Here is a 13,254-nt window from a genome sequence, read left to right as displayed (position 1 = left end):
GATGGCAGTGCAGACACAGACCCGCTGGCAGCGAGCCCGGGTCGTCGAGGTCTCCGACGTCGCCGACGGCATCCGCCGCATCGTCCTGGCCCCCGAGCAGCCCGAGCACGCCGCGCCCGGCACGCACATCGACGTCCAGATCGGGGACGACGCCCGCCGAGTGCGTTCCTACTCCGTGGTGCGCTCCGAGGACGGCGGCCGCCGGTTGACCCTCAGCGTTCGGCTCTCCCCCACCTCATCCGGCGGCTCGGCCGCGATGCACCGACTCCGCGTCGGCGACGACCTGACCGTCACCGGACCGCTGCAGAACTTCCCGCTCGCGGTCGGCGCGGCCCGCTACGTGCTCGTCGCCGGCGGCATCGGCGTCACCGCGCTGGTGGCCATGGCCTCCGCGCTGCGTCGGCGCGGTGCCGACTACCAGCTGGTGCTCGTCGGTCGCAGCCGCCCCGCGATGGCGTACCTCGACGACCTGGTCGCCGAGCACGGCGACCGCGTCAGCGTCCACGTCGACGACGAGGGCACCTCGCTGGCGGTCGACGACCTAGTCGCCGGTATCGCCCGGACACCCGCCGCCGCAGGTACCGAGCTCTACATGTGCGGCCCGATCGGGCTCATGAACGCCATCTCCCGGAGTTGGGCCGAGTACGACCTGCCGACGACCAACCTGCGCTTCGAGACATTCGGTTCCAGCGGCAGGTACCAGGCCGAGGAGTTCCTGGTGCGCCTCCCCGACCTCGGCCGGGAGATCACCGTCGCACCGGACGCCTCGATCCTCGACGCCCTCGAGTCAGCCGGGGTCGACGCGCTCTCGGACTGCCGCAAGGGCGAGTGCGGGCTGTGCCTTGCGAAAGTGGTCGACTCGACCGGCACCATCGACCACCGCGACGTCTTCCTGAGCGAGTCCCAGAAGGAACGCTCGAACAGGTTGTGCCTCTGCGTCTCCCGAGCAGTGGCATCCGGCAGCGGCCCGGGAGGTCCCGCTGTCCTCTCCCTCCGCCTCACCTGAGCCGGTGCACCCGGATCCCCCACCACCTGGAGACCCATGAACATCACCGCGCGCATCTCGCAGGCGCCGATGAGCGGCTACCAATGGCTGATCGTCGCGCTCTGCACCTTCATGAACTGCCTGGACGGATTCGACGTCATGGCGGTCGCCTTCACCGGGCCGTCGGTCACCGAGGAGTTCGCGCTCAGCGGCTCGGAGTTCGGCCTGCTGGTCTCGGTCGGCCTGATCGGGATGGCGATCGGCTCGATGCTGCTCGCCCCCTTCGCCGACCTCATCGGTCGACGCCCGCTGATCCTGATCAGCCTCGCCCTCGGCACGATCGGCATGTTCGGCGCCGCGATGGCGGCGTCGGTGACGGTGATGGGCATTTTCCGCCTCATCACCGGCATCGGTGTCGGCGGCATCCTGGCCAGCACCAACGTGATCGCCAGCGAGTTCTCCAACTCCAAGAACCGCGGTCTCGCCATCGGCATCTACACCGCCGGGTACGGGCTCGGTGCCACCGCGGCAAGCCTGGTCGCGAAGTCCACTGTGGGCGGTGACTGGCGGATCGTCTTCTACGCCGGCGGTATCGGAACCCTGCTCGCCCTGGTCGTGATCGCCGTCGTCCTGCCCGAGTCGGTCGCCTTCCTCGAGCAGCGCCGTCCGCGCGGCGCGCTGGAGCGGATCAACCGGACACTGGCCCGGATGCGGATGGAGGCTGTCACGAGCACCGACCTCGACGAGGCGGCCGCCAGCCGGACGGCCACCGAACGGACCGGCTCGGGATGGCTCAAGCAGCTGCTGACCCCGACGATCCTGCTCTGGCTCGTCTTCATCACGATCATGTTCGGCTTCTACTTCGTCAACAGCTGGACCCCCACGCTCCTGGTCGAGGAAGGCCTCTCCAAGAGCGCGGCGGTGACCGCCGGGATGGCGATCTCGATCGGCGGCACAGTCGGCTCGGTCCTCTACGGCGTCGCCGCGCGGGTGCGCACGCCGCGGGTGGTGCTGATCGGGTTCTCCCTGCTCTCCGCCGCGATGATGATCGTCTTCATCGTGAGCACCTCGGCCCTGTGGCTCGGGTTCGGCATCGGCGTCGGCGTCGGCGCTTTGATCAACGGCTGCATCGCTGGTGCGTACACCGTTGGTCCGCCGCTCTACCCGGCCAACGTCCGCAGCGTCGGCATGGGATGGGCGCTCGGGATGGGACGCATCGGCGCCATCCTGTCCCCGACCATCGCCGGCATGCTCAAGGACGCGGGTGCCTCCGCGACGCAACTCTACGTCGGTGCTGCCGTGGTGGTCGCTGTCTGCGCGCTCGTCCTGGTCGGCCTGCGCCGGTACGACCCCGAATCCGCTCGCAGGCCGAACGAGCCACTCGCCGTCTGACCTCTCTAGGCCACCTCGCGACCCGGGCCGAGCAGATCCGCGTCACCGACGAGCCCGGCCACCGTTGAACGATCTGGTCCGCACCCGCGAGATCCCGACGCCCGCAGCCCACGCGATGCTCGCCCTGATCTGGCTTTCAGTGACGAAACACCCTGGCATAAAGGGGGATTCACCCGTAAAGACCCATACAAGTATGACTCCCCGGCTCAGCCCGGTCGGGCGACGGATCCCCGTTCGACCAGCGGGCACGGCAGCCGGAGCACCTCCGGCTTCGGCGCGGCGCCCGAGCCGATCGCGTCGAGCAGCAGCCGGGCCGCGGTCTTGCCCATCGCATGGTGCGGCAACGCCACGGTCGTCAGCGGCGGGGTGGTGTGCTCGGCGAGGAAGCGCTGGTCATCGTACCCAACGATCGACAGGTCGCCCGGGACGTCGAGGGCCAGCCGTGCCGCGGCGTGCAGAACGCCGGTCGCGACTCGGTCGTTGTAGCAGATGATCCCGGTCGGCCGGTCGTCGCGGGCGAGCAGCTCTAGAGCGGCGGCGTGGCCGTGGGAGATCTCGCCGCCGCAGTGCAGCACCGGCCCCTCGGCAACGCCGGCCGCGGCCAGCGCATCACGGTGTCCGGCCAGACGCTCGCCGGTCGCGATGTCGTCGATCCCGCCGACAACGGCGATCCGGCGGTGCCCGGCAGCCAGCAGGGCGCGGGTGGCGACCGCCCCTCCGGCCCGGTCGTCCGGGACGACGGCGGCGTGGTGGCCGTCGGCCGGCAGGCAGTTGGCCAGCACGACCGGCGTGCCGTTGAGACCGGGAGGGAGCGAGGCCAGGTACGGCGACATCGCGGCGTAGATGATCCCGTCGACCCGCCGGTCGAGGAGCCCGTCGACGGCCGCCGCCTCTTTCTCCGGATCACCGCCGGAGTCGACGGTGAGCACCAGGTGCCCGGCCTCCCACGCCGTCTCCATCGCGCCGGTGAGCAGCTCGCCTGCGAACGGTGAGGACGCGATGCGGTCGGTGACCAGGCCGAGCATCGCCGTGCGCCGCCGGCGCAGGCCACGGGCGACGGCGTCGGGGCGGTAGCCGAGCTCGGCCGCCGCGCTCCGGATCCGCTCCTGGGTGGCGGCGGAAAGGTTGCCCTCGGCGCGGCCGTTGAACATGAAGCTCACCGCGGTGTGCGAGACACCCGCGAGCCTGGCGACGTCCTTCGACGTCGGCCGGCCCGACTCGTTCGTGCGCATCTGCCGTCCTCTGCTCGCGGTGCCGGGCGGGTGATTCGCCTGGGTAGCGAGGATAGATCACGCTGGTACCCGCTGCGCCGTTGTCACCGGGCCGCGGAGGCGGCCCGCGCGCCGTCGCGGACGAACGGGTCGCCCTGGACGTCCTGATCATCTCGCTGCAGCACGAAGTAGGCGTAGACCGCGGCACAGGCGACCGCACCGGAGATGACGTAGAACGTCGGCTGGTACCCGATCGCATCTCGCAACGCGCCGAGCGGCTGGGACAGCACCACGTTGCCGACCTGGGCCGAGATCTGGAACCCGACCATGTAGACGGTGGCCGACAGCGCGGAATTGAAGTGCAAGGTGAAGTACCGGAAGATCCCCAGGATGAACAGCGGCACCTCGATCGAGTGCAGCATCTTCACCGCCGAGACCAAGATGGGATCCATGAAGACAGCGCTGCCGAGGATCCGGACGAACATGACGGCCACACCGAGCAGCAGGGTGTTGCGCACACCGACTTTGCGCATGAGGATCGGGATCACGCCCAGCATTGCGGCTTCGGTGAAGACCTGCACGGCGTTCAGCACCCCGTACGCCTCCTGGCCCTGCGCCTGGGAGGCGAACAGGCCGGCGTAGAAGTCGGGGAACATCTGCTGGTCGTAGACCGTGTAGAAGGTCCAGGTGAAGAAGACCAGGACGATGATCAGCCACAGCCGTCCCTGCTGCAGCAGTCGCATCATCTCTCGCGCGTTCGGGACGGTCGGCTTCCCGGAACCGGTCGTGCCGGTCGCGGTGGTGCGGGGCGAGGCCCAGAACAGCTGGGTCAGCAGGCAGAGCAGGCCGAAGAACGAGCCGAGGGCGAAGTTCAGGGTCGGGTCGACGGTGAACAGGAAACCGGCCGCGAGCGTGAGCAGCGCATACCCGAACGACCCCCACATCCGCGACTGGCCGTACTCGAAGCCGTAGGTTCGGCTCAACCGCTCGGACACCGCCTCGAACAGGCCGACCGCTGCCATGAAGCCCAGCGAGAGGAAGACCGCGCCGACGACCACACCGAGTGCGAAGGCGTTGGACAGCAGCGGTTGGTAGACGAATACGAAGAACGGGCCGACGAGGGTCATCGCCGCGGAAGCCAGGATGGTGAGGTGCCGCCGGGTGCCCAGGCGATCCTGCACCGCCCCGTAGGCGAACATGATGACCAGCGTCGCCAGCGAGTTCGCCGCGTAGACGGTTCCGACCTCGGACCCGCTGAGCCCCAGCCCGTTCTCCTCGTCGGTGAGCCAGATCTGGAAGAACGACCACCAGACGCCCCAGGACGAGAAGAACAGCAGCAGCGTCACTGAGCTCTGCAGATAAGATCCGTTTTTGAGCGTCCGCTCCATTGAGGCCACTCAGCACCATTCCTTTCAGCGGTTGGCGAGGTGAAGTGCGGCCGGGCCGGTCGTCCCGGTCCCGGCCCGGTCCGGGTCGAGGGCCCACCCGGTCAGCTCCACGGCGGCGTCGCCGCGCGGTACCGATACCTCGGCCGCGCCTGCCGGGGCTGGGTGCACCTTTTCGGTGATCACTGCCCTGTCGTTCACGTACACCTCGATCACCGGTCCGTCGACGAGCACCCGCAGGTGCACCGCGGTGGCGATCGGCACCGATGCGATGGCCGAACCGGCCCTCGGCAACGGGTGCGAGGCGCCGGCGGGCACCGCCGAGCGGTCGAGCTCGACCAGGCCCCGTGAGGGTGTCGCCCGCAGCGCGACCGACGGGCCGAGCCGCAGTTCCACCTCCGTTTCCGGCTGGGCGATCGTCGCTCGCAGGTCCAGCTCGTAAGCCGCCGGGAGGTCGGTGCCGACCTCCAGCACCTCGCCGCGCAACGCGGTCAGCTCGCGAGCGGGGACGACCCTCAGCCCGCCGTCATCGTGCAGTCCGAGCTCGCGGGGAAAGGTCGCGCAGCCGGCCCATCCGGCCTCGGCCGAGTCGCTGGGAGAGCGGGACTCCCAGCTCCAGCCCCAGACCAGCGTCCGGTCGTGCTCCAGCAGCGCGGTCGCGGCGTAGTGGTCGCGGCCGTAGTCCAGCAGCCCCCCGCCACCGTCCGGGCTGAAGCGCAGGCCACCGCCGGTTTCGACGGTGCCGGTCAGCGCGACCGTCGTGTAGGTGATGTCGGCGATCCACAGCGACAGGAGCAGCACCCACCGGTCCTTACCGGCGGGCAGCAGGGCGGGGCACTCCCAGGCGTCGGCGGGTGCCGCGAGCCGGGCGGCCGCGGGATCGGACGCGTCGAGCAGCGACCCGGCGAACGTCCACGAGTCGAGCTCGTCGACGCGATAGACCAGCACGTCCGGGCGCCCACCGCCCACGTGCCCGGCCCCCACCAGGCCCCAACGGACCCCGCCGACCTCGACCAGGTACGGGTCGCGGAACGCCAGCAGGTCGGCGCCCTCCGGCGGTCCGTCGACGACCGGCGTCGGTACGGCGGTGAACTGCTCGAGCGTGTCGTCGTCAGCACGGGCGAGCATGACCGATCCGATCCCGTCGGTGCGGTCCATCCCGGTGTAGACGGCGGTGGCGACGCCGCGGTCCACCGTCGCGCACCCCGACCAGGCGCCAAGGGCGTCCCGGCCGCCGGGGGTCGGCGCGAGCGCGATCCCATGGTCGGTCCAGGTCACCAGGTCTGCACTGGAGGCGTGCGACCAGTGGATGTCGCCCCACGACGTCGATCCGGGGTTGTGCTGCTGGAAGAGGTGATAGCGGTCCCCGAACAGGAGCGGGCCGTTCGGATCGTTGCACCACCCGCCCCTGGCAGGGCGCACGTGGTGCCGCGGGGTGTTCCGGTCGGCGTCCTGGGCCATCGGTGCTTCCTCACCTCGTCGTCGGAGCTTGGCGAGGAAGCTAACACGTTAAAGTCAGCTCGTCTAACACGAGTTAGCCCTTAGCTCCGACAAGAGGGCGGCTGGTTCTCATCGACCGTTGTCCGAGGCAACAGCGAGGAACCCATCGATGCAGCCGCTGGCACCGTCCAGCCCGGTACCGAAATGGCCTTCTTGTGGTTCTCGCGCAAAGGCGTGGACGAATTCAAGTCGGCCGAGTGTGATCGGCTTGGAGTCGAACGACCGCCGCACCTCGTCAGGCGGCCGTGCGGCAACCGGTCATGCGTGCGCCTTTTCGCGGGTGATGCTCGGTTCGTCCGCGGGACGCAGGGTGAGAGCGACCAGGGCTGAGACGAGGCAGCCGAGGCCGAGATAAGCGGCCACCCAGTACCAGGTCCCGCCGCCGAGCAGGACGAGCGCGGTGGCGATGGCCGGGGTGAAACCGCCACCGATCGCGGCGGCCACCTGGTAACCGAGGCCGGCACCGCTGTAGCGGTACTCGGGGCCGAACAGCTCGGTGAGCAGGGGCTGCTGAACGCTGACGATCATGTCGTGGGCGATGTTGACCAGCACCACCGATGTCACCACGATCAGGATCTTCGAACCTGCTTGCATGGACAGGAAGTAGGGCACCGATCCGATCACCCCGACGACCGCACCTGCGATGAACACGGGCTTGCGGCCGTAGCGGTCGGACAACCAGGCGAAGAGCGGGATCGTCACGATGCCGATGCCACCGACGAGCAGGGCCGTGGTGAGCATGAAGCCCGAGCTGAAGCCGTAGTTCTTGGTCGCGTAGGCCAAGGCGAAGGTCGTGACGATGTACATGGTCAGCAACTCGCCGAGCCGCAGCCCGATGATCTGGAAGAACGCGGCCGGGTGCCGGCGCAGCGCGTCGAGCACCGGCAGTTTGCGCTGCTCCGGCGCGCGTTTGGCGACTTGCTCGCGGAACACTTCGCTTTCGGGGACACCGGCGCGAATCCACAGCGCGATCGCCACGAACACGACGCTGACCAGGAAGGGGACGCGCCAGCCCCAGGACTGGAACACCGCGTCGCTCATGAAGGACTGCAACAGCCCGACGATGCTGGTGGCCAGCAGCAGTCCGACGGAGTAACCGACCTGGACCCCGCTGCTGAAGAACGCCTTGAGCTTCGGCGGAGCGTTCTCGACGGCCATCAGGGCCGCACCGCCCCACTCCCCGCCGACGGCGAAGCCCTGCACCGCGCGCAGCACCACGAGCAGCAGCGGCGCCCACCAGCCGAGGCTGGCGAAGGTGGGCAGCAGACCGATCAGCGCCGTCGACACGCCCATGATCGACACCGTCCACACCAGCACGGTCTTGCGGCCGATCTTGTCGCCGAAGTGGCCGAAGAACAGCCCGCCGAGCGGGCGGAAGATGAAGCCGACGCCGAACGTGGCGAAGGCTGCCAGGGTTCCGGCGAGCGGACTGATCTCGGGGAAGAAAGCGCTGTCGAACACGACAGCGGCGACGATTCCGTAGAGCAGGAAGTCGTACCACTCGACGACCGCTCCGATGAAGCTCCCCGCCGCGGCCCGGGCGGGCTTGGCCCTGGTGGATTCGGTGGGTGCATCCGCCATTGGACACCTCCTGTGCGCTATGCGCACGATCGTGCGCTAATTGCACGCCATAGTGCGATGTCACCCGCAGGCAGTCAAGACCGAAGGCACTTCAGCCCTGCCCCGGCGAACCCACCCCGGCCCCCGAGAAGCCGCCAGATTTTCCAGTTAGGGCTGAAATGAGGCCTTGAACCCCCACAACGAATCAAGCGCACCGAGCTGCTCTTCAAACGCCGGAACCAGCACCTTGAAGACCCACGAGGCCGACGCTATGGTCGCTATACGCACATGTGAGCGCATAGCGCACAGGAGGACCGATGGACGCAGTAGCCCTGACCGCCCCGGAACGCGTCGAGATCATCGACGTTCCGAAGCCGGACCACGGCCCGAACGACGTCCTCGTGCGCATGCTCGGAGTGGGGCTGTGCGGAACCGACACCGCCGTGGTCCGAGGCGGGAGGAAGGTTCCCCAGCTCCCGTGGGTGCTCGGGCACGAAGGCGTCGGCGAGATCGTCGAAGTGGGCGGGTCCGTTCGCGACCGGCGGGTGGGCCAACGGGTGGCCATCGAGCCGAACTACTGCTGCCTGCGCTGCGACCAGTGCAGGACGGGTTTCACCTCCGGCTGCCGCGACCGCATCGCCGTCGGTCTCACCGCTCCGGGCGTGCTCGCCGACCACGTCGTGGTGCCGGCCGCCTTCGCGCACCCGGTCGCTGATCACGTGAGCATCGCCGATCTGGTGTGCACCGAGCCGCTGACGGTGGCGCGCGCGGCCGTGCGCCGATCTGGCGTGCAACCCGGGCACCGCTGCCTGGTCGTCGGAGCCGGTTCGCAGGGCCTGTTCGTGTGCCAGTCGTTGCTGGAAGCCGGCATCGCACCATCCGTGCAGGAACCTCACCCGGGACGTCGCGAGCTGGCCCTATCGCTGGGCGCCGTGCCCGACGAGCCGGGCCGAGCGGTGGACCACGTCTTCGAGACCTCGGGTGCACCCGGGGCTCTGGAGTCGGCGCTGGAGCGCTTGGTCCCCGGCGGGCGAGCCACTCTCGTCGGCATGAACCCGGCTCCGGTCGCGGTGTCCTCGCACGCGATCGTCTCGCGCCAGTGGTCCATCACGGGTTCGCTGATCTACGACCACCCGGGCGATTTCGCCGACACGATCGCGATGCTGGAGAAGGGAGCCATCCAGCCGCACCGCGTGCTGCAGGCCCGGTTCTCCCTCCACGACGCGGCCGACGCGTTCGCCTCAGTGCGGGAGACGCCGGGCAAGTGCTGGATCAGCTTCGAGGACGACTCCGCCTCGTGAGCGCGAAAGCCGGTCGCAGCCGGTTTTCGCACTCACGACACCGCGACTCGCTCAGCCCACGGCACTGATGAGATCCGCCTCGATCAGGCGAGCGGTCCGCAGGATCACCGGAACGTAATCGCGCTCGACCAGCTCAGGCGTGGTGCGCCCGGCGTGCACCGATACGTTCGCCGCAGCCACCACGCGACCGGCGCGGTCGCGCACCGGCGCGGCCGCGCCGCGCAGCCCCTCCTCCAACTCCGAGTCCACCAACGCCCACCCCTGCGCACGCACCTTGTCGATCTCCGCGCGCAGGCTCTGCACGTCCCGGACCGTCCGATCGGTGCGCCGCTGCAGCTGCAAGCGGCCCAGCCGCTCCTCCAGCTCGGCTTCGGGCAGTCCGGCCAGCAACACCCGCCCCATCGACGTCGTGCACGCGTCGAACCGGGTGCCGATGTTGATCTTCACGGTCGCCAGTCGGCTGCTGGCCATCAACGCGAGGTAGACGATCTCGTCGCCGTCGAGGACCGCCAGCGCCGCGGTCTCGTTGAGCTCACGAGCCAGCGCCTGCAAGTGCGGCTGCGCGACCTCCGGCAACGACATGCCGGACAAGTAGGAGTACCCCAGCTCCAGCACCCGCGGGGTGAGCTCGAAGTGGCCGCCGTCCGAAGTCACGTACCCGAGATCGGCCAAGGTGAGCAACAACCTGCGCGCCGTGGCCCGGTCCAGCCCCGTCTCGCGGGCCACCTCGGCCAAGGTCTGCGTCCGCCGCTCCGCGGTGAACGAGCGCATCACCGACAGAGCACGCGCCACCGACTGCACGAAGTACCCGTTCCCCGCACGTGCGCCCGCCGCCGATTCAGCCACCACGTTCGCACACCTCCCAACACAGCGTGCGTATAGCGCACACTCTAGCGAATGCCGCACGCTCCTTCTCCGGGGCCGCTCGCGGCTCGGCGAACCGAGAGGCAAGCAGGGCGCAAGGCCACCGGCATCATCAAGAGCGGCGGCTGCGAGAAAGGCGCGGGCGAGATCGAGAACTGCCTGCTGGAGCACCCGGCGGTCGCCGAGGTCGCGGTCACCGGCGAACGACTTCGCCGAGCCCTTGCGCTCGGGATGCGTGCGCGCGCAGGAGGTGGTCGGCCAACAGCACTTCGGTGCCGGCTAGTCCGACCGAGCAGTGCAGGGTGATCTCGTCATCGTGGGACCGCCCTGGGACCCGGCCAGCGATCACGTCGGCCAGACTGACCAGCGTGGCGCTGCCGGTGAAGAACTGGCCTGGATAGTCGCGGGCCTGCTCGGGTGAGTCGCAGGTGATCAACCCGCACGCGCCGACCAATTCCAGGGGTGTTTCGTGGCTGTCGCGGGTCTTGGGACCGACCGTGGTCACGTGCGTGCCGGGGGCGATATCGGCTGCGTCGAGGACGGGGGTCTTCGCGTTGGTGGCGAGAACGACGATATCCGCACCCTGGACGGCGTCCGCCGCGCAGGCCGCCGAGGAGGCGGGCAGGCTGAGTTCGGTGGCAGCCCGGGCGGCGAATGCATCCCGCCGACGAGGATCGCGGCTGTACACCCGGATCTCCCGCAGTGGGCGCACCGCTCGTAGCGCCCACAACTGCGTCCATGCCTGATGGCCGGTGCCGATGATGGCGGCAACGCGCGAGTCCTGGCGTGCCAACACGTCAGCAGCCACCGCGCCCAGCGCCCCAGTGCGACGCGCGCCGAGCTCGTCGCCAACGACCACGCCAGTCAGAATCCCGTGGGCGTCCCAGACAGCAACGAGCTGATCGCCCGCAAGGCGTCCGGCCCGGTAAGCACGAAACCCACTCACCCCTTCGGCCAGTCCACCGGCAGTGAACACGTAGTCCAGGCTGTCCAGCGGACAGCGCACCCGCGGCGGGGCGGCCAACCGGCGAGCGGCATGCTCACGCAGCGCCTCACGCATCACCTCTACCACCACCGCGGCGGACGCGCGGCGGACGACATCGTCATCGAGCAGGATCATGGCCACATCCTCAAACATCAACCTTGCTCGAAGGCAATCACCTTTTAGCGCTGCGCGTGGTCAGCGACGTTGTCACGGTGCGTTGTGCATAGCTGGTCAGTAGCTGGAAAGGGGTTTTCCCTACCGCAGCGGCATTTTGTCGATGTCTTCGGTTCTGCACCGGCGTTCCGCGCGCAACTCCAAGACTGTCAATGTCGATGTGACGGTGGGTAATGCGGCGCTGGGCGACGCCAGAGCAACCAGCGCGGCCATCGTCCGCCACAGGAGAAAGTCAGATTGTGGGTGTGGCTGCAGGGATGGCATTGGACCAGGAGCGAATGGACAGGACGACGCGGTATCCGTCCGGGTCGGCCACGGTCACGCCCCAGCGGTCCCAGTAGTCGTTCTGGGCCACCCTCTTGCCGCCGGCGTTCTCCAGTCTCGCGATCAGCGAGTCATCGATGGGACTGTCCAGGTAGAGCACGAGCAAGTCTTCCGTGGTCGGTTTTGGGGCGACCTGCTGGTTGGCTCCGCCGACCAGCTCGAGATGCCATGAAGCTTCTGGCCAGCCCAGCATGATCAGGTCGTGCTCGCCAGGACTCGCGTTGACCCGGTAGAGCACGTTGAGCCCGAGGCCTGCGACGTAGAACCGCTCTGCCGCGGCTAGATCACTGCACGGCCTGGCTAGCCGGATGTGGACCGTCGGATCAATCATCGACACCGCTCCGTTCTTTCTTCTCTGGACCAGACTCCAATGCGTGTTGACCGAGTCCTGGCGGCTGCGGCATCGGGTTACGGCTTAGAGAAACGAGTCTCGTCGCGTGATCGGTTTTTCCTCGACTTGCCGGAAACGACAGCTCCGACCACTCCCCCGATCACGGTTCCGACTGTCGCCCACCACCACTGATCGACCATCGTCGCCACGGTTACGCCGATGACCAAACCAATGATCAGTGGCAGGTAAGACCATCCGCCGGTTGGTTCACGAGGGGCTCGCTCTCGCACCACTAACCCTCCCTCTCAACACGTCACTGAACAACGCCGGTTCGACCTCAGCAATGAGGTCACGGCAAACCCAGCAAAAAGCCATGTCGGCCAGGTTCACGTCGAGTCACCGTGCGGTTTCTCGTTGGGGTTGACCACAAGCGTGATGGTAACACCATCGTTGCACCAATTGCCACGTTCGTTGTACTGGTGTCGCAATCGTCCGACTGGAGGGGCGCCCTAACGCTCCGCGCCCTTTACTGCTCGGAAGCCGCACGTAGGGCAAAGGCGGCGTGAACAACGAAGGCCACCGGCAGTCTCACAACAAGGCGGCCGGCCAAGGCAATCATCCTGGTTCCGCTGGTTATCGCCGTCGTTTCATCGCGCCCCGCGCCAGCTTCCGCAGAACGTACGCACCACAGTGGACACCCAACAGTGCGACGGGGAAAGCGGCAGCGGTGGCAGCTGTGCTGTTCAGCTGCTGCACCACCCCGGCTCGCTTCAGGCGCCACCAAGCCCAGGCGGAGAACGGAGCGACGACGAGCGACGCGGTGACCACACCCGGGGTGTACTCGCGCATCACGGCGGATTGCCCTACATGGGTCACGGCGTGCAACCCGAACCCGGCGAGCGCGGTCTGATAGAAGGCGGAGCGACCTTCGGACCCGGCCCCCGCAGCTGCCGCGGCGGCGATCAGGCCTCCCATCAAGCCGATCGCAGTCGCCGCGTGAGTGCGATCGAACCGCAGCAATGACAACACCCTCGGCGACATCCCAGGAAAGCTCGCCTGCAGCCTGTCGCACTGCTTGGCGACGTACCAGGGCATAGTTGCCAGTTCCTCCGCATCATGCGCAGCGAAGGCGACCAGCAATCCCCAGGTGGCCGCAGCAGGTACGGCGACATGCGTAGCGGGCGCCTCACTCGCCCCGCACGCCGTGCCACGCTTCGTCATACGCGCCCCTCCCACTCGACC

Annotated in this window: 12 protein-coding genes; 3 read left to right on the top strand and 9 right to left on the bottom strand. The window is 68.4% G+C overall.

The window, feature by feature from the left end; all coding sequences use genetic code 11:
* The first annotated feature begins 1 nt into the window (after position 1).
* On the top strand, positions 2 to 1,006 hold the full coding sequence (locus OU415_RS11760) for a PDR/VanB family oxidoreductase (RefSeq protein ID WP_270948696.1): 1,005 nt from the start codon (positions 2 to 4) through the stop codon (positions 1,004 to 1,006).
* 36 nt (positions 1,007 to 1,042) lie between these two features.
* Positions 1,043 to 2,377: an MFS transporter gene (locus tag OU415_RS11755; protein WP_270948695.1), complete on the top strand. Its 1,335-nt coding sequence runs from the start codon at positions 1,043 to 1,045 to the stop codon at positions 2,375 to 2,377.
* Positions 2,378 to 2,583: 206 nt separating this feature from the next.
* Here the strand turns inward: OU415_RS11755 and OU415_RS11750 are convergent, their stop codons facing one another.
* The 4 genes from OU415_RS11750 to shiA form a co-directional block, all read right to left on the bottom strand.
* The gene (locus OU415_RS11750) at positions 2,584 to 3,609 is read right to left on the bottom strand and encodes a LacI family DNA-binding transcriptional regulator (protein WP_270948694.1); all 1,026 of its coding nucleotides are present in this window, start codon (positions 3,607 to 3,609) and stop codon (positions 2,584 to 2,586) included.
* Between the two features lie 83 nt (positions 3,610 to 3,692).
* Positions 3,693 to 4,976, bottom strand: coding sequence for an oligosaccharide MFS transporter (locus OU415_RS11745; protein WP_270948786.1), 1,284 nt, complete (start codon positions 4,974 to 4,976; stop codon positions 3,693 to 3,695).
* A gap of 24 nt (positions 4,977 to 5,000) precedes the next feature.
* Complete coding sequence (locus tag OU415_RS11740; protein WP_270948693.1) at positions 5,001 to 6,434, bottom strand: glycoside hydrolase family 32 protein; 1,434 nt, start codon at positions 6,432 to 6,434, stop codon at positions 5,001 to 5,003.
* 297 nt (positions 6,435 to 6,731) lie between these two features.
* Positions 6,732 to 8,054 (bottom strand): shikimate transporter, encoded by a 1,323-nt coding sequence (gene shiA / locus OU415_RS11735; RefSeq protein ID WP_270948692.1) that lies wholly within the window; start codon positions 8,052 to 8,054, stop codon positions 6,732 to 6,734.
* Between the two features lie 296 nt (positions 8,055 to 8,350).
* Here shiA and OU415_RS11730 point away from each other — a divergent pair, with 296 nt between their 5' ends.
* Entirely contained in the window at positions 8,351 to 9,334 is a 984-nt protein-coding gene (locus tag OU415_RS11730) for a zinc-dependent alcohol dehydrogenase (protein WP_270948691.1), read from the top strand.
* A 51-nt stretch (positions 9,335 to 9,385) separates the two neighbouring features.
* Here the strand turns inward: OU415_RS11730 and OU415_RS11725 are convergent, their stop codons facing one another.
* From OU415_RS11725 to OU415_RS11710, 5 genes are all read right to left on the bottom strand, one after another.
* A complete protein-coding gene (locus OU415_RS11725; RefSeq protein WP_270948690.1) occupies positions 9,386 to 10,183 on the bottom strand; it encodes an IclR family transcriptional regulator domain-containing protein in 798 nt (265 codons plus the stop codon).
* 208 nt (positions 10,184 to 10,391) lie between these two features.
* The gene (locus tag OU415_RS11720; protein ID WP_270948785.1) at positions 10,392 to 11,258 is read right to left on the bottom strand and encodes an ornithine cyclodeaminase family protein; all 867 of its coding nucleotides are present in this window, start codon (positions 11,256 to 11,258) and stop codon (positions 10,392 to 10,394) included.
* A 331-nt stretch (positions 11,259 to 11,589) separates the two neighbouring features.
* Positions 11,590 to 12,012, bottom strand: coding sequence for a VOC family protein (locus OU415_RS11715; RefSeq protein WP_270948689.1), 423 nt, complete (start codon positions 12,010 to 12,012; stop codon positions 11,590 to 11,592).
* A 77-nt stretch (positions 12,013 to 12,089) separates the two neighbouring features.
* Positions 12,090 to 12,302, bottom strand: a complete 213-nt coding sequence (locus tag OU415_RS38345) for a glycine zipper 2TM domain-containing protein (RefSeq protein WP_408641838.1) — start codon at positions 12,300 to 12,302, stop codon at positions 12,090 to 12,092.
* 343 nt (positions 12,303 to 12,645) lie between these two features.
* Entirely contained in the window at positions 12,646 to 13,233 is a 588-nt protein-coding gene (locus OU415_RS11710; protein ID WP_270948688.1) for an HXXEE domain-containing protein, read from the bottom strand.
* Positions 13,234 to 13,254: the final 21 nt, after the last annotated feature.

Origin of the sequence: Saccharopolyspora oryzae (assembly GCF_027853915.1) — a bacterium.
Lineage (GTDB): Bacteria > Actinomycetota > Actinomycetes > Mycobacteriales > Pseudonocardiaceae > Saccharopolyspora > Saccharopolyspora oryzae.
Note: the sequence above shows the minus strand (reverse complement) of the source record. Positions and strands in the feature narration are given on the sequence as shown.